This is a genomic window from Breoghania sp. (assembly GCF_030066895.1).
GTDB lineage: Bacteria > Pseudomonadota > Alphaproteobacteria > Rhizobiales > Stappiaceae > Breoghania.
In genome coordinates, this window is sequence record NZ_JASJAV010000011.1 from 14,015 (window position 1) to 30,563 (window position 16,549).

The 16,549-nt window shown below is 59.5% G+C and carries 13 protein-coding genes and 3 pseudogenes; 7 read left to right on the top strand and 9 right to left on the bottom strand.

Annotated features, from left to right (window positions below):
- Positions 1 to 207 precede the first annotated feature (207 nt).
- Positions 208 to 927, bottom strand: a complete 720-nt coding sequence (locus tag QNJ43_RS12250) for a phenylalanine--tRNA ligase beta subunit-related protein (RefSeq protein ID WP_300470387.1) — start codon at positions 925 to 927, stop codon at positions 208 to 210.
- A gap of 104 nt (positions 928 to 1,031) precedes the next feature.
- Complete coding sequence (locus QNJ43_RS12255; RefSeq protein WP_300470390.1) at positions 1,032 to 2,096, bottom strand: DUF2336 domain-containing protein; 1,065 nt, start codon at positions 2,094 to 2,096, stop codon at positions 1,032 to 1,034.
- 137 nt (positions 2,097 to 2,233) lie between these two features.
- Between QNJ43_RS12255 and tsaA the strand changes: the two genes are divergently transcribed.
- Positions 2,234 to 3,055: a tRNA (N6-threonylcarbamoyladenosine(37)-N6)-methyltransferase TrmO gene (gene tsaA / locus QNJ43_RS27105; protein ID WP_346432958.1), complete on the top strand. Its 822-nt coding sequence runs from the start codon at positions 2,234 to 2,236 to the stop codon at positions 3,053 to 3,055.
- A gap of 198 nt (positions 3,056 to 3,253) precedes the next feature.
- On the opposite strand, the gene katG is transcribed toward tsaA, so the two are convergent.
- Positions 3,254 to 5,434 carry a catalase/peroxidase HPI gene (gene katG / locus QNJ43_RS12265; RefSeq protein ID WP_300470393.1) on the bottom strand — a complete coding sequence of 727 codons (2,181 nt, stop codon included), beginning with the start codon at positions 5,432 to 5,434 and terminating at the stop codon, positions 3,254 to 3,256.
- 333 nt (positions 5,435 to 5,767) lie between these two features.
- On the opposite strand from katG, the gene QNJ43_RS12270 reads away from it, so the two are divergent.
- A complete protein-coding gene (locus QNJ43_RS12270; protein WP_300470395.1) occupies positions 5,768 to 6,691 on the top strand; it encodes a hydrogen peroxide-inducible genes activator in 924 nt (307 codons plus the stop codon).
- Between the two features lie 79 nt (positions 6,692 to 6,770).
- On the opposite strand, the gene QNJ43_RS27110 is transcribed toward QNJ43_RS12270, so the two are convergent.
- Entirely contained in the window at positions 6,771 to 7,025 is a 255-nt protein-coding gene (locus tag QNJ43_RS27110) for a hypothetical protein (protein ID WP_346432959.1), read from the bottom strand.
- Complete coding sequence (locus tag QNJ43_RS27115) at positions 6,994 to 7,380, bottom strand: hypothetical protein (RefSeq protein WP_346432960.1); 387 nt, start codon at positions 7,378 to 7,380, stop codon at positions 6,994 to 6,996. The genes QNJ43_RS27110 and QNJ43_RS27115 overlap by 32 nt, the downstream gene beginning before the upstream one ends.
- A 413-nt stretch (positions 7,381 to 7,793) precedes the next feature.
- Here QNJ43_RS27115 and QNJ43_RS12280 point away from each other — a divergent pair, with 413 nt between their 5' ends.
- Complete coding sequence (locus QNJ43_RS12280) at positions 7,794 to 8,342, top strand: hypothetical protein (RefSeq protein WP_300470397.1); 549 nt, start codon at positions 7,794 to 7,796, stop codon at positions 8,340 to 8,342.
- 243 nt (positions 8,343 to 8,585) lie between these two features.
- Here the strand turns inward: QNJ43_RS12280 and QNJ43_RS12285 are convergent.
- Positions 8,586 to 10,315: pseudogene (locus QNJ43_RS12285) on the bottom strand (radical SAM protein).
- Between the two features lie 168 nt (positions 10,316 to 10,483).
- Positions 10,484 to 10,765 (bottom strand): hypothetical protein, encoded by a 282-nt coding sequence (locus QNJ43_RS27120; RefSeq protein WP_346432961.1) that lies wholly within the window; start codon positions 10,763 to 10,765, stop codon positions 10,484 to 10,486.
- Between QNJ43_RS27120 and QNJ43_RS27125 the strand changes: the two genes are divergently transcribed.
- The 3 genes and pseudogenes from QNJ43_RS27125 to QNJ43_RS12300 all read left to right on the top strand — a co-directional run bounded on the left by QNJ43_RS27125 (position 10,706) and on the right by QNJ43_RS12300 (position 13,035).
- On the top strand, positions 10,706 to 10,876 hold the full coding sequence (locus tag QNJ43_RS27125; RefSeq protein ID WP_346432974.1) for a DUF2293 domain-containing protein: 171 nt from the start codon (positions 10,706 to 10,708) through the stop codon (positions 10,874 to 10,876). The two genes, QNJ43_RS27120 and QNJ43_RS27125, sit on opposite strands and share 60 nt — an antisense overlap.
- Positions 10,877 to 10,911: 35 nt before the next feature.
- A pseudogene (locus QNJ43_RS12295) lies at positions 10,912 to 12,093 on the top strand (NAD(P)/FAD-dependent oxidoreductase).
- A 165-nt stretch (positions 12,094 to 12,258) separates the two neighbouring features.
- Positions 12,259 to 13,035: pseudogene (locus QNJ43_RS12300) on the top strand (DUF5131 family protein).
- 470 nt (positions 13,036 to 13,505) lie between these two features.
- Here the strand turns inward: QNJ43_RS12300 and QNJ43_RS12305 are convergent.
- Both QNJ43_RS12305 and ettA read right to left on the bottom strand, forming a co-directional pair.
- Positions 13,506 to 13,700 (bottom strand): hypothetical protein, encoded by a 195-nt coding sequence (locus QNJ43_RS12305; protein WP_300470399.1) that lies wholly within the window; start codon positions 13,698 to 13,700, stop codon positions 13,506 to 13,508.
- A 501-nt stretch (positions 13,701 to 14,201) separates the two neighbouring features.
- Positions 14,202 to 15,854: an energy-dependent translational throttle protein EttA gene (ettA, locus tag QNJ43_RS12310; protein WP_300470401.1), complete on the bottom strand. Its 1,653-nt coding sequence runs from the start codon at positions 15,852 to 15,854 to the stop codon at positions 14,202 to 14,204.
- 378 nt (positions 15,855 to 16,232) lie between these two features.
- On the opposite strand from ettA, the gene QNJ43_RS12315 reads away from it, so the two are divergent.
- Complete coding sequence (locus QNJ43_RS12315; RefSeq protein WP_300470403.1) at positions 16,233 to 16,481, top strand: hypothetical protein; 249 nt, start codon at positions 16,233 to 16,235, stop codon at positions 16,479 to 16,481.
- Positions 16,482 to 16,549: the final 68 nt, after the last annotated feature.

Here is a 16,549-nt window from a genome sequence, read left to right on the forward strand (position 1 = left end):
TGCGACCGCCGGTCCGCACCAGCAGAAGCTATCGGGTTCGAGAGATTTCGCCCTCAAGACCCGACTCTCGACTGATATCGAGCTATGCCGAATCCATTTTGCGCGTCATGAGATTTAGATAGTGAGAGCCCGTGAGGACGGGAAGCGTTCATTCCCGCCCACCCTTTTACAGGCATAACTCGCGCGCGGCCGGAAATGCGCCCAGCCTCAAATTCCGGGCAGGTCCACGACAGAATTGGCGGCGTCAGCGATGACGGCCACGCTTGTGCCGCCGCAATGGCGCTGCAGCATGTCGCGCCGATCGCTCACCGCGTCCTCCAGCACGCCCGCCCCGTTGAGCTGCACGGTCACCACGGCGCGCGAGGTCTTCGCGGTCACCAGCGAGCGCCCGTCTTGGCGCCAGTTCCAGCGCCTGCACAGGATCTTCTCGCCGTCCGCATAGACGACCTCGCTCGTCTTCGACTGGGATCGAGGACCGGGATTGCCGTTCTCGTCGCTCACGCCCATGTTTCGGAAATCGTCGCCCTCGCGCGCATAGCGGAAAGCGATGTCGCCGCTCAGACAATCCAGATCGTCCGCCCCCAGCGGCATCACGTGGCTGAGCGAGACCGCGTTATAGGCATCGACGAAGGCGTTGATCTCCGGCATCGGGCGCTCGGCCTGCGCGTTCTTGGCCAGCCATTCCACCGAGCAGCGATAGCTCGTCTTCTTGATGCCGAAGACGCGATAGGCCGCGCGCCAGACCTTGATGCCCGGAATTTCGGAAAGCGGCGCCGCGCCCCATTGGTTGCGGAACTCCGCTCCGCGGGATGCGATTTCCTGTGCCAGATCCGCACTGCGCGGTTGAATGGACGCACCGCCCACCATGACGGCAGCTACACAGAATTCGGGAAATATCTGAGTTAGTTCACTAATATCGAGGCGCATGGTTCACCAATAAACAAACGGCCCGCTCGGGGAAAGAGGTTCCCTGCGGGCCGTTGAAACATGTGCACTTTCTAATAATATGCGGGCCTGTGCAAGCCTTATCTTCAGCTCGCCATGCGCTGGTCGCGCCACAGGGCGATCATCCGGCGTGCCTTGTCGCGATTGAGCGAATGGAACCGGTTGAAGGTCTCCATGCGCATATCCGCCGACAGACGATGCCACCAAGGATCGATCTTCAGAAGCACCTGAACGGTCATCGGCGTCAGACCGCACGCCCGCGCCATGACGACGAAGGGCTGCGTATCGACACGCACCATCCAGTGCATCGCCTCCGAAAGACCGATCCCGGCAAGGCAGGCGAAAGTGACCACTGCCTCGGGGAAGCGATCTTCTTCCGCAAAGCGGCGCAGAAGCTGTTCCGACAGGCCGTTGCGCCCGAAGCGATCGAGCACGACCTCCTGGGCAGTCTCGAAGTCGTAGCTCTCCAGCCAATATTCGTTGGACATGCGCTGCGCGGCGAGACGGGCGTCCTGCGGAATGCGCGAGGCGGTTCCGCCCTCGCCCTGCTCCACCAGACGCCGACGCACCTTCTCCGACGCGATCGCGATCAGGCGGACGATATAGTCGTCATGCAGATCCCCGCGCAGGCCGAGATTGAGCTGCAGCTCCTGATCGTCCTCCGCGGCATGCAGCAGCGTGTTGACGCTCTGATCGGAGAACGCGGCGCCGTGGTTTCCCGCCAGCCGGCGCTTCACTTGCTTGCCGCCCTTGTCGACCAGCACGTCGCGCCCGACGATGGCGTACATGTGATCCTCGCTCCGGGATTTCGCGATATCGATCAGATCCGCGTCGCGCAGAATGGTCGACTTTTCCAGAAGCGGACGCGCGACATCGGTGATGTCGCCGGCGAGCTTGAGCACGACCGCCTCGGGCGCCCGGCGCAGCTTCGATAGCGTTTTCACCATATGCGTGCGGCCGTCGTCGGATACCAGATCCGCCAACCGCATCAACACGGCATCGTAGATATCCATCTGCTCCTTGGAGCAGGTCGCCGATGTCAGCGAGTACAGGTTAACGACATTTCGGGTCAGCTCTTCGCGCTGCTCCTGGGTCGCCGCCTCCTCGAGCATCGAGAAATTCACCAGTTCCGTTTGGATCGACTCGCTCATGGTACACTCTGCCGCGGGTGTTTAGTGTCATTCCAACGGCTTTCTAAGATGGAACGGATTAAATATTCGCCCTACGGCATGCGAGAAATTGAGAGAAATTTTCATCGCCTTTTTCTAAACCACGTCGAAAATTGGAAATGAATTTGATTCAAATTTTATCCAATTGTTTCCGACAACTTATTGTTGAATTTCACAAGCCCGACTACCCCCTGCACCAACCCGCTGATTTGGATCACTTTTCCATCGAGAAACCGACCCTCGGAGGGGGTGCCGGCGCCTTTGCGAACAGAAGTACAACCCCGTTGAATCGCGTCCGCGCCCCGCTGCGTCTTGCGGCAAATGAAAGGCTTGCAGCCCCGCCCCGCGACAATGCTATTTTCTATTTTGCTAACCCCGCCCCATTCGAAACGGATTTCACATATCTCCATGAAAAAGCGCCCCGGCGAAATCGCCCTGCCCTTCGACCCGGCGGAGATCGCCCGGGATGCGTCGGTCATCTTCATCGATCGCATCCGGCCCCCTGGAACAATCGCAGCGATTGCCCCCGCCGCGGCGCGGGAAACCAGGAGGTTTGTCGCATCGAACTCGATGAACCGTTCCGCACTGGCCTGAAGTCGGTGGAAGGCTGCTCACACCTCTACATTCTCTACTGGATGCACGAGGCGCCCCGGAACCTGATCATCCAGTCGCCCTCCTTCGATGCCGAACATACCCACGGCGTCTTTGCCCTGCACTCACCCGTCCGCCCCAATCCGATCGCCCTGTCGGTGGTCGATCTCCTGAAGATCGACGAAACCGACTTGGACGTGCGCGGCCTTGATTGCGTCGACGGCACGCCGCTCATCAACATCAAGTCCTATTTCTCCGAGACCGACGCCCGCCCCGAAGCCCGCGTCGCCTGGCGCGAGAACGCGCCCTATCCGAGCCATGTGAAGAAGGACAATGGGGCGGACGCTTGAAACAAAGCCGGAGATCTGCAAACCGGCGAGGCAAGCACGATTGTCATCCCCGCCTACGCGGAGATGACAGCAACAGAGAAACGGGCCCGTTTCCCTCACTAGAAACAAAACGGGCGGACGGAGACCTCAGCCCCGTCCGCCCGTTTTCTTATCGCGCTGCCCTCAATCGGGCCGCGGCCTGACCTTCAAGCCCAGGCTCTAGGCGACGTCGAACCGGTCGGCGTTCATGACCTTGGTCCATGCGGCAACGAAGTCCTTCAGGAAACGCTCCTGAGCGTCGTCCTGAGCGTAGAGCTCCGCATAGGCCCGCAGAATCGAGTTCGATCCGAACACCAGATCGATGCGCGTCGCGGTCCACTTGAGCGCGCGGCTCTTGCGATCGCGGATCTCGTAGGTGCCATCGCCCACCGGGATCCACTTGTTCGCCATGTCGGTCAAGTTGACGAAGAAGTCGGTCGTCAACGCGCCTTCGCGATCAGTGAACACGCCGTGCTTGGTACCGCCGTGATTGGTGCCGAGAGCGCGCATGCCACCGACCAGGACGGTCATTTCCGGAGCGGTCAGCCCCATGAGCTGCGTGTGGTCCAGCATCAGCTCTTCCGGGCTGACGACGTAGTCCTTCTTGAGCCAGTTGCGGTAGCCGTCGTGGATCGGCTCCAGCGGTTCGAAGGAATCCCCGTCGGTCATCTCCGCGCTGGCGTCGCCACGGCCCGGCAGGAACGGCACCGAGATGTCATACCCGGCAGCCTTGGCAGCCTGTTCCAAACCGACATTACCGGCCAGCACGATAACGTCGGCCACGCTTGCCCCGACCTCGGCCGCGATCGGGCCGAGCACGGAGAGAACCTTCGCCAGACGCTTCGGCTCGTTGCCTTCCCAGTCCTTCATCGGGCTGAGACGGATACGCGCGCCGTTGGCGCCGCCGCGCATGTCGGACCCGCGGAAGGTACGGGCGCTGTCCCAGGCGGTAGACACCATCTCGGAGATCGACAGACCGCTGGCGGCGATCTTCGCCTTCACGTTGCCGATATCGTACTGGGTCGAACCGGCGGGAACCGGATCCTGCCAGATCAGATCTTCAGCCGGCACGTCCGGACCGAGATAGCGGGCCTTCGGGCCCATATCGCGGTGGGTCAGCTTGAACCAGGCGCGGGCGAACGTATCCTTGAAGTACTCCGGATCGGCGATGAACTTCTCACAGATGGTGCGATAGGTCGGATCCATCTTCATGGCCATATCGGCGTCCGTCATCATCGGGTTGTGACGGATTGAGGGATCGCTGGCGTCGACCGGCTTGTCCTCTTCCTTGATGTCGACCGGCTCCCACTGGTTCGCACCAGCCGGGCTCTTCTTCAACTCCCATTCGTAGCCGAACAAAAGATCGAAGAAGCCCATGTCGAAGGTCGTGGGATGGGTCGTCCAGGCACCTTCCAGACCGGACGTAATGGCCCGGCTCGCCAGGCCCTTCTGTTCCGGGTTGGCCCAGCCGAGACCCTGCGCCTCGATACCGGCGACCTCGGGCTCAGCTTCCAGCAATCCCGCATCGCCATTGCCGTGGGTCTTGCCGACGGTGTGGCCACCGGCGGTGAGCGCGGCGGTTTCCTCGTCGTTCATAGCCATGCGGGCGAATGTCTCGCGCACCTGGGCCGCGGTCTTGAGCGGATCGGGAACGCCGTTCACGCCCTCCGGGTTGACGTAGATCAGACCCATCTGCACGGCGGCCAGCGGGCTTTCCATCGTCTCGGGATTGTCGACGTCCTCGTAACGCTCGTCGGACGGCGCCAGCCATTCCTTCTCTGCGCCCCAGTAGATGTCCTTTTCCGGGTGCCAGATGTCCTCGCGGCCGAAGGCGAATCCGAAGATCTTCAGGCCCATGGATTCATAGGCGACGTTGCCGGCCAGAATGATGAGGTCGGCCCAGGAGACCTTGTTGCCGTACTTCTTCTTGATCGGCCACAACAGACGCCGCGCCTTGTCGAGGCTGACATTGTCCGGCCAGGAATTGAGCGGCGCAAAGCGCTGGTTGCCCGTGCCGCCGCCGCCGCGACCATCCGCAATGCGGTAGGTGCCGGCCGCGTGCCAGGCCATGCGGATCATCAGACCGCCATAGTGCCCCCAGTCGGCCGGCCACCACTCCTGGCTGTCGGTCATCAGGCCCCAAAGGTCCTTCTTGAGCGCCGCCACGTCGAGCTTCTTCAGCTCCTCGCGATAGTCGAAGTCCTCGCCCATCGGATCGGACTTGGTATCGTGCTGGTGCAGAATGTCCAGGTTGAGCGCATTCGGCCACCATTCCATCACGGTTGCGCCGGAGGCCGTATTGCCGCCATGCATGACCGGGCATTTGCCCCCACCGTTCGCATCTTTAAGCTTTGCGTCCATCTTCCTCTCCTGTCCCATTCGCTGGATCACTCTCCGGCAACCGATTATTTTTGAAAACGCCGCCCGAACCGGTCGACAAATTCAAGAAACCCTACGTACGCCCGTTCAACGCTTGATCGCCAAGATGGAAGGAAATCATCAGAATAAGAAAAAATCAGTGCCAAAACAACAATTAAATTACGATATGACATCTTGTCCGAGCAAACATCCAGCGCAGGAAAGCGGCACCGGAAAATCCATTCTCTAGGTCACTTTCGACAGGAGTATGTCGTGCAATTTCGATTAATTCTAATTCGTTTGCATGCCGGTTCCGATAAGATTACCTTATCGATCATGATCACGCTGAAACAGTTGCGCTATTTCGATGCCCTCGCCCGCCACCACCATTTCGGCAAGGCAGCGCGCGCCTGCGCGGTCACACAGCCCGCGCTCTCCATGCAGATCCACGAGCTGGAGGCGTCCTTGGAGATAACCCTGGTGGAACGGCGTCCGAGCGAGGTTCGGCTGACCCGCGAAGGCCGGGAGGTGGCGCGGCGCGGCGCCGTCATCCTTTCGGAAGCGCACGACCTGATGGATTGCGGCCGCCATACGGCGAGCGTCCTGAACGGCTCGCTGCGGCTCGGCATCATTCCCTCGCTTGCCCCCTATCTGTTGCCCCGCGTGCTGCCAATTCTGGAGCGCGAATATCCCGATCTCGATCTTCGCCTGCGCGAGACGCTCACCGAGACGCTGGTGGACGAACTAGTCAGGGGCGATCTCGACGTGGTGCTGATGGCGCTTCCTGCGGGTCACGCCGACGTCGAGTGCGAGCCGCTGTTCAACGACCGCTTCCTGCTGGCAACGAAATCGACGCCCGATCTCGACGAACGCTGCCGGGTGGCGCCGGAAGATGTGGCAGCAGACAAGTTGATGCTGCTGGAGGAAGGCCATTGCCTGCGTGATCAGGCGCTGACCTATTGCTCGCCGCTAGGCATGGGACATTTTTCGAATTTCGGCGCGACCAGCCTGACCACGGTCATGCAGATGGTGGCCGCCGGCTACGGCGTGACGCTGCTGCCGGAAATCTGCACCGATGTGGAAGTGCGCGACGAACGCATCGCGCTGCTGCGCTTCACCGAGCCCCAGCCCGCACGCACCATCGGCCTTGCCTGGCGCAAGACCTCACCGCGAAAGCACGACTTCGAAGCGCTTGCCCACCTGATCGTGGAGGCCGAAAAGCACCACGGCACGCGCCCCCGGCGACAGAGATCCCGGTAACACCGTGCACCTCGGTCGCGCGCGTCTCACGCCCGAATGCGGAGAGTTCGGAGAGCGCATAAAACCCGAGACGATCTCCTCAACCGGCATAAACCCACTGTTCGGGGATATAGGCGACAACCGCCTCCCCGTCATGGACGGTTCCCGGCTCCTCCACCCAGGCAACCAGCCTGCGCAGACGGGCCGCGACCTTGCGAAAGGCGAGATCGAGCCCCTCTCGATCGGGAAGCTGCGCCGCGATCGACCGGCCCGAGACCCGGCACGGGGCATTCTGCCTGTCAACCCGCAGCACCGCTCCGTTTTCAAACACCAGACGGGTGCGCAGCGGGATCATGGAAAGATTGGGCAGATCGTCCAGCACCATGTTGGCGCCGAATCCATTCCGGCTCTAGCCTGTCGATCCCCATCCGCCGCGCGACCTCCGCGAGTTCGTCGGATGCAAGAATGGAGATCTGACGCTCATTGCGCATTTCCGTTCCGCGCGGATACCACGGCTCGCGCCCGCCCGAGCGCCGCGTCGTGCCCGCATGAACATCTCCCGGAATACCATCGAAGGTAAGATCGAGCGTCTCGACCCGGCCGGTGACGAACGTGTCGCCCTCCGCCGCCAGCAGTCGCGAGACCGTGCCGGAGATCTTTCGTGCAGGACGGATCTGCAAGGCATCGTCAGGTGAAACGGCGACGGTCATAGGCTCGGTTCCTTCGGCGGCGGCAGAGAGGGATGGGCTGAAAGAGGATTATCCGCCCCGCACGCCCCTGTCGAGCCGCGCATGGATTGTCCCCTCGCCATTGCACGATCATGGCACCATGCGGTAAATTGCCGCTACGTTAGTTTGAGCATTTTTGCAGGCCCGACGAACAAGGGCCGCGCTTTTTCCGTGAGAAATTCAATGTTTCGATTGTCGCTTGCGGTCCTCGCCGCCTGCTTGTTTTTCGGCGAAGCAACGGCGCAGGATCTCCGCCCTCCGACCAAGGATGCTATGCCTCGCCGACCGCCTTTCTGGCCTGCTCGGGCAATCCTTACGCGCTTTGCTACTATTCCGGCCCGAACGACCCTACCCCGCGCTACGACAATGTAGCGGCCACAGCCCTGCCATGCACGGTGGACGGCGATGACGTTACCTCCGCCGATTGCGTCTGCTACGCCATCACCGAGGAACAGGTTGGCCCGCTCGACACCAATTTCGTGCTGATCGGCTCGATCCTCAATGACAGGCTACACGAGGAGACGATCGCGCAATGCGGGCCGCTGGGGCGCAACTTCCTCAACATGAAGAACCCCAATTCCTGCCGTCAGGACCCGTCCCAGCCCCATTGCCAGACGGCGAAGGTGTGCGACAGCCTGGGTTCCATCAAGGACGGCACGCCGCAGAGCTTCGACGACGGCCCGAACGTGAAGCTGATTTCCACCTTCTCCTTCACCTATTCCTTCAACCACCCCTTCGGCTCGACCGACTGCGCCGATGATAACCCGGGGCCCCTTAACGCCGCCTGCATGACCGCCGCCTGCACGGCGGCCGATGGCGGGCTGACGACCTGCTCCTGCCCGATCTACGACGGCAAGTATCAGGTGGGGCAGACCGGCGCCACGTGCGATATCTCGCCGAATGTCTGGTCGGCGGCGGACAATCTGTTGCTCAACAGGGACTGATGGGAAGGCCGGACAGAGGAGAGCCTGCTCGCGGCCGCGTGAGCGGGTATCGGGGAGAGAGGGGCGGGATTGAATGCACGGCCCATCCTTCGAGACGGGCCTTGCGGCCCTCTTCAGGATGACGTTGTGCGTGTTGCGCGCTTCTTCAGAAAAATCAAAAAGATAACGTCATCCGGAGGAGCGGTCGCAGACCGCGTCTAGAAGGATGGGCCTCAAACGACTATGGGCGAACCCGCGCCCGCCCTACTCCACAGCAACCCCTGAGCCTGCGGCCTTGCGCAGTTCCTTGTCTCGGCGGGACTTCTCAACCGCTGCGACGCCGCCCGAGGTCTGGGTGAATATCTCCAGTTCTTCCAGAGGTCGACAGCGCCCGGTCGGTATCGGCGCGCCGGTTCGGATCCTTCTTCACCCGCCGATAGCGCCGGTAGGCCAGCAGCAGGTCGTTGCCGTAGCCTAGATGCTTTCTGATCGTCTCCGCCACGAAGCACGGATAGAAGATCAACGGGTTTTCCAGCGGCAGACCGGAATGCCGGTTGCGGCGGCGCTTGAGGCGGAAATAGCCGACCTCCAGCGGGTGCACACCCTCGTACTTCACCATCAGGTAGAACCAGAGCATGAGAAAAAGCTTGTTGCCGGGCCGCCCCTTCGGGTGCGCGGCTGCCCGCTTCAGCACTGTCTCGATGTGCTCGGGCGAGTAATTAAGCGTCCCACACCTCGCGGTAGACCTGTTCCCACTCCTCATCCGACACCTTGCCGTGATGGGCGACGGATGGTTCAGATCGTACTTGTTGAGATCCGGATCCATCCACTCGCCCTTCGTGTAGAGGCGGTGATCCTCGGAACCGGGAAGCGGCGTCAGGAAGAAGAATTCCAGCAGATCGAGCAGCCGCTCTTTGCGGATGATAGCTATGTCGCGCGAGGATCGTCTCGCGGGTATCGCCCGGAAAGCCGAGAATGCAGCCCGCATAGGTTGGGTCGCGCCCCGTTCGCGCCAGGCCTGAAGCATGTCCCGATATTCGGTGATCTTGTTCTGCCGCTTCTTGGCCGCGAGCAGATCTTCCGGGTTGATGTTCTCAAGCACGATGAACACCCGGTTGACGCCCGCCCGCGTCGCCTTGTCGATGAAGTTCTTGATCTTGTGGCAAAGCGTATCGACCTGGATGATGAATTTGATATCCAGCCCTTCGCCTTCCCTCAGCGCGATCATCCGGTCGAAAAACGCCTCCCACTCGCGATTGAGGGTGAAATTGTCATCCGTGATGAAGAAGCGGTTGATGCCTTGCGCGAGGTTGTCGCGAATGATCCACTCCAGATCGCCCGGCGAACGGAACCGGCCCTTTCGCCCCTGCACGTTGATGATGGTGCAGAACGAGCACTGATAGGGACAGCCGCGCCCCAGATCGAACGAAGAATGGGACCCGGCCGTGCGCACGATATGCTGGGGAGGGCAGGATCGGCGTCCGCTCGCCGACAAGGCCCGGCAGGTCCTTCATGTAGTCGTAAAGCGGCTTGATCTCGTCCGCCCAGGCATCGCGAAACACCTGATCGAGCCGATGTTCCTCCGCCTCTCCGGCGAAAAACGAGATGCCTTCTTCCTGCACCGCGACCATTTCCGGCAGCATGGAGATGCAGCCCGACACGTGGAAGCCGCCGATCATCACCGGAAAGCCGAGCGCCCGGAAACGGCGCGCCAGATCGAGCGCACGTGGAAACTGGTTCGACTGCACCCCGACAAGCCCGATCAGTGCCTTGCCCCCGGCCCGCTCGATCATCGCGGCGATCTTTTCCGGACGCACCCGCCGGTTGGTCTCGTCATAGGTGTGGAGCTGGATCTCGACATTCTCGCCCAGAACCGATCGACTGCGCGCATCCTCAGTCAGCCCGTTGAAACAGGCGAGCGTGTTGGAGGGGATCGCGGAGCGCAACCACTGGATCGGATAGTCGTCATCGTCATAATGCGTGGGCTTGATCATGACGAAATGAAAAGCCCCGCTGAGGAAACCTTATCCTGGAGCGTCGTATTCAGGTTTTCTTCGTCTATCGCGCCCTGTGAACCAGTCATTATCGCTCCCATCCCGTCCCCGATACGTTCGTGAAGGCGCTTCAGTTTGGTCGCTACGGCAATGCGACGCAAGGTAAGATTACGTAACAGAACTTCTCAACCCCGCCTCCTCGGAAAACGGCTCCGTCATGGGAAACAGCTCCACCGTGCGGTTTTCGATTGCCGGGGAGCGGGCTAAGGTGGCCCCCATGAGCAGCGGAACGAAACGGCAAAAGGACATCCGGAAGGCGCTGCGCGCGCTCATCCACCGCGTGCCCTGTCGGACGCGGAAGCGATCCTCACCGTCGCCCAGGCCGGGCACCTGCGCCACCTTCCCCCCGGCATCGCCGTCTGGCTCGCCACCACCACCCACATCCGCCACGCGCAGATCGACTACGACGCACTCTTCGCCGAGGGGTACGACCCGGATGCCGCCCGTTTCTTCGTCGTGGCCGACATGGAAACGGTGTTGACTCGATGGGATAAGCCCTAAGGACTTTCGCGACGAGCCATGCGGAACGGAAGAACATGACGCGATACGATGTGGTGGTGATCGGCGCGGGCGCCGCGGGCATGATGTGCGCGGTGGAAGCCGGCAGGCAGGGCCGTCGGGTGCTGGTCATCGAGCATGGGGCCAAGCCCGACGAGAAGATCCGCATCTCGGGCGGCGGGCGCTGCAACTTCACCAACCTGCACGCCAATGACGACATCACCCAAGGCACGGGCGGATATCTGTCGGAGAACCCGCGCTTTTGCGTTTCCGCACTGAAACGCTACCGGCCGGAGGATTTCATCGCACGGCTCGACGCCCACGGCATCGCGTGGCACGAAAAGACGCTCGGCCAGCTCTTCCTTGACGACCCGGTGAGCCAGATCGTCGACATGTTCCTGACCGAGATGGCGGAGGCGAGCGTGGAGTTGCGGCTTTCAACGACCGCGCGCGATGGGGATGGTTTCACGCTTCTGGCAAACGACGAGGTCGTTTCCTGCGCCTCGCTGGTGGTGGCGACCGGTGGCAAGTCGATCCCGAAAATGGGCGTAACCGGCTTTGCCTACGAGGTGGCGCGCAAATTCGGCGTGCCCGTCACCGAAACCCGCCCCGCACTGGTGCCCTTGACCTTCGAACCCGATCTTTTGGAGACGACGAAGGCCTTGTCGGGCGTCTCGGTCGATGCGCGGGTTTCCTGCGGCAAGCGGCATTTCGACGAGGCGGTCCTTTTCACCCACCGCGGCCTTTCCGGCCCGGTGATCCTGCAGATCTCGTACTACTAGCGCGAGGGCGAGGTCATCACGGTGGACATGGCCCTGGGCATCGACGTCTTCGAAACCTTACGCGCCCCCCGCGCCCAATCCGGCAAGCAGGCCCCGCAGACGGCGCTCGCCGAATTCCTACCCAAACGCCTGGCCCAAGGCCTCGCGGCCCGCCTTCAAACGGAAGCCCCGCTCGGCTCCCTGTCGGACAAGCACCTGCACGCCCTCGCCAACGCCGTGAACGCCTGGACAGTCAAACCCGTCGGCACCGAAGGCTTCCGCACAGCCGAGGTGACATTGGGCGGGTTGGATACAAAGGCACTCGACGGCAAGACAATGGAGGTGAAGGCCGTCCCGGGCCTGCACTTCATCGGCGAAGCAGTGGATGTGACGGGGTGGTTAGGTGGGTATAATTTTCAGTGGGCTTGGGCGTCAGGAGTGGCGGCTGGGGTGACTTGACTTCGGGAACTAGAAACTTCCCTAAGGATGTATTTTCTATCAGGCCAAGAGAACGTGAAGTTCGGCAACCCAGTAACATTAGACAAAAGATCGAATCTTAAAATCGCCGTATAATGTTTCCATTATGTTCCATCTCGCGTAGAGTTCTTATTAGAGAGGCCCGGCGTGAGTGAAACAACCATCGAATGGACTGACTCTACTTGGAATCCGGTTGCTGACTGCAGTGTAATATCTGCAGGTTGCACGAACTGCTACGCGATGCAGATGGCCCACTGATTGGAAGCGATGGGAGTTGATAAGTACAAAGGCCTTACGCGTAAATCCGGGCCGAGAACACTATGGAATGTTGTTATTCGTGAAGATCTTGACGCGCTTCAGATCCCGGTTAGATGGAAAAAGCCTCGAAAAATTTTCGTAAATTCAATGAGTGATTTATTTCACACGTCGGTCTCATCCGATTTTATAGCTAAAGTTTGGTCCGTAATGGAGAGAACACAACGTCATAGTTACCAAATCTTGACTAAGCACCCGAATGGGATGGCAGAGCTATCAGCGTCAGGGTTTCTCGCAGAATTGCTGAATGTCTGGCTAGGCACCAGCGTCGAAAATGAGGGAGTTGTCCACCGAATTGATCAACTTCGGGGCGTTAAGGCGGCGGTACGATTCATTTCATTTGAGCCGCTTATAGGCCCGGTGGGCAAAGTCAATCTGAACAATATTAACTGGGCAATAGTAGGAGGAGAGAGTGGCCCGAGAGCCCGCCCAATCCGAGAACCATGGATTGATGAAGTCCACGACGCATGTCGCCACTATGGCACTGCGTTCTTTTTCAAACAATGGGGGACTTGGGGCAAGAACAACCAACGCCGATCTAAAAAGCAGAATGGCCGTACTTATAGAGGACAAACTTGGGACGAAATGCCTTCTATTAACTCTATTTGAGGGTGCAGCGGTTTGGTCGAAAAGCCATATCTTTGGGGAGAGGGAGCTTCCCTTTCCGAACATTCAAGACAAAAACATAAGATTTTGCGCGAGTAATTTAGTACGTTATATTTTGGAACGCTGCAAAAATCCAATTAGTCGTAAGTTTCGTCTAGAAATCATTGATGGTTTCGCAGGAGGTGGGCGATATGAAGACGAAAGCCCTGGATCCTCGATTATTTTCATAGAAACGCTATGTAAGCGCCATTAAAGAAATTAACATCGAAAGATCGGCAAAGGAAATGCCGACAATTGATGTCGATTGCTTTATAATTCTCAATGATGCGGCCCCTGACGCAGTTCAAAAACTCAGAGAAAATACATCTACTTTATTAGTTAAAGATAAAGGATGAAAAATTAAATTTCCTTAATAGAAAAACCCTAATGCAATTGCAGAGAATCTCGAATATTTAATCTTAAAACCAGAAGCGTTAAATTTTTCTGATGCAATTACAAGCAAAAATAAATGGCTTGGAGCCGCAGAACGAGTTGTATTCGATCACTTCGGCAAGTGCGCGCCGTTTGTCATATCTTTTTCTATCAACAATTCCGACGGTTGGCGGTATTGGTTTATGCACTTCGCCAATAGTTACAAAGCGCGACAGGTATACAATGATATCCTGCATGAGAATTGTACTCAGTAAGCTCATTTCAGACGTGCTGGTAAGCTCATTTCAGACGTGCTGGGCTTCGAATGTTGTCATATGACCCCTCGCATGAAACCGGAACGCTGTATATCTATTTGATAAAGGAGCGCGGGAGGCGGCCCGCCAGCAATTGCCGGATGATATTCCGAGATTGATCTCAGAATGTGGAGATACTATAATGGTATCAGATTTTTATCGCGGAATTTATAATGAAACGCCTGCTCGTAGCGATGATATACATTCTGCAGTGTTTGCGAATAATTGCCTCGAATTCATCACTTCTGCAGGAAATCTACGCCGTTTTGCGCATACTATTTACCTTGGGGGATACACTAAATCTTAAAAAGAAAATGAGTTTTTATTTTCTTGGAACAAAAAACAATAAAAAACAATATTAAAAAAAACGGCGGCCCACTTCTGTAAACCGCCGTCCTGTATTCTATCGAATTACCCGCCGTATCCGCAGTGGGGCGATTGTCCTTACCGCGTCAACGGCTTGTACTTGATCCGGCGCGGGTCGGCGGCATGCGCCCCGAGACGGCGGACCTTTTCCTTCTCGTAGTCCTCGAAGTTGCCCTCAAACCACTCCACGTGGCTGTCGCCCTCAAAGGCGAGCATGTGCGTGACGAGGCGGTCGAGGAACATACGATCATGCGAGATGATAACCGCGCAACCGGCATAGTTCTCAAGCGCGTCTTCAAGCGCTGCCAGCGTTTCGGTGTCGAGATCGTTGGTCGGCTCATCGAGCAGCAGCACGTTGGCGCCAGTCTTCAGCACCTTCGCCAGATGCACCCGGTTGCGCTGACCGCCGGACAGGTTGCCGACCTTGGCCTGCTGGGCCGGGCCCTTGAAGTTGAAGGACGAGCAATAGGCACGCGAGTTGATTTCCTTGTCGTCGAGGTAGATCACCTCCGCCCCGCCGGAAATCTCTTCCCACACAGTCTTGTCCGGGCCGAGCGCATCGCGCGACTGGTCCACGTAGCCCAGATGCACGCTGTCGCCGACGGTCACCGTGCCCTGATCCGGCTTTTCCTGACCCGTCAGCATCTTGAACAGCGTCGACTTGCCCGCGCCGTTCGGCCCGATCACGCCGACGATGCCGCCGCGCGGCAGCTTGAACGACAGATTGTCGATCAAGAGACGATCCTCGAAGCCCTTGGAGACACCATCCACGTCGATGACGTTGGCGCCGAGCCGCTCGCCCACCGGAATGAGGATCTGCTCGATCGAGGGCTGGCGCTCCTCCTGCGCGGTCAGCAGGTCGTTATAGGCCTTGATACGCGCCTTGGACTTGGTCTGACGGCCCTTCGGGCTCATGCCCATCCATTCGCGCTCGCGGGCGATGGCGCGGTTGCGGGCCATGTCCTCGCGGCCCTCCTGCTCCATGCGCTTGGCTTTCTTCTCCAGATAGACGGAGTAGTTGCCCTCGTAAGGGATGCCCTGGCCGCGGTCGAGCTCGAGAATCCAGCCTGTGACGTTGTCGAGAAAGTAGCGGTCGTGGGTGATGATCAGGACCGAGCCCTTGAACTCGCGCAGGTGCCGTTCCAGCCAATGGACGGTCTCGGCGTCGAGATGGTTGGTCGGCTCGTCGAGGAGCAGCAGATCCGGCTCGGACAGCAGAAGCTGGCACAGCGCCACCCGGCGGCGCTCACCGCCCGACAGGTTGACGACGTTGGCGTCCGACGGCGGGCAGCGCAGCGCTTCCATCGCCATCTCAACCTGGCTTTCCAAGTTCCACAGGTCCTGGGCGTCGATCTCGTCCTGAAGCTGGGATGCCTCCTCGGCGGTCTCGTCCGAGTAGTTCATCATCAGCTCGTTGTAGCGGTCGAGCTTCGCCTGCTTGTGGGAAACGCCTTCCATGACGTTTTCCATCACGGTCTTGTCCGGATCGAGCTGCGGCTCCTGCGGCAGGTAGCCGATCTTGGCGCCCTCGGCGGCCCAAGCCTCACCCGTGTACTCCTTGTCGAGCCCGGCCATGATCTTCAAGAGCGTCGACTTACCGGCGCCGTTGGGGCCTAGAATGCCGATCTTGGCGTCCGGGTAGAAGGAGAGATGGATGTTGTCGAGGACCTTCTTGCCCCCGTCATAGGACTTGGATAGTCCGTGCATGTGATAAATGAACTGGCGCGCCATGGTCTGGACGGTGCTCCGTATCCGTGAAATCAGGGAAAGCTGTCTGGCGGCCTCAATACGCGAAGCCGGGCGTCAGAGCAATGCCAGAGCAATGATTGCGCAACGGCCGCGCATCGCTCAGGCCAAGGTCAGACGGCCCCGGCCGACAAGCCCTGCGTCCCGCCTCGGGCCTACTAAATGGGGCCTTTGCGCGAATTTCCAAGACGCACCATCCGCGTGGGCGCCGGCCTGTCCTTATGTTTCTCCAGTTTTACCGATTCTTTAAACACCGGGTTCACCCTAGTGCGGACTGGATCGCACGACCGGCAGACACGAAAAGCCCGTGTCCGTCCCCACCTCGGGGCAAGTCAGCGATCCGTGAGTTAAGGAGTATGAGCCATGCGTAGAAGCGCGAAATTCATCGTGATCCTTGCGGTGGCAGGAGGTCTTGCCGGCTGCGGTTCGACGCCGATGCAGCGCGCGGCCTCAGGCGGCGGTATCGGTGCTGCCGCAGGCGTAGGCGTTGCGGCCATCGCGGGCGCTCCCATTCTCGCCGGAGCCGCGGTCGGTGCGGCAGGCGGTGCGGTCATCGGCGCGGGGACCAACGAGTGCCAGATCAACCTCGGACCGAACCATCCGAACTGCTGATCGCAAAGTCCGATACGACATGACATGAAAAAAGTCGACGGATCGCTCCGTCGGCTTTTTTCGTGGCG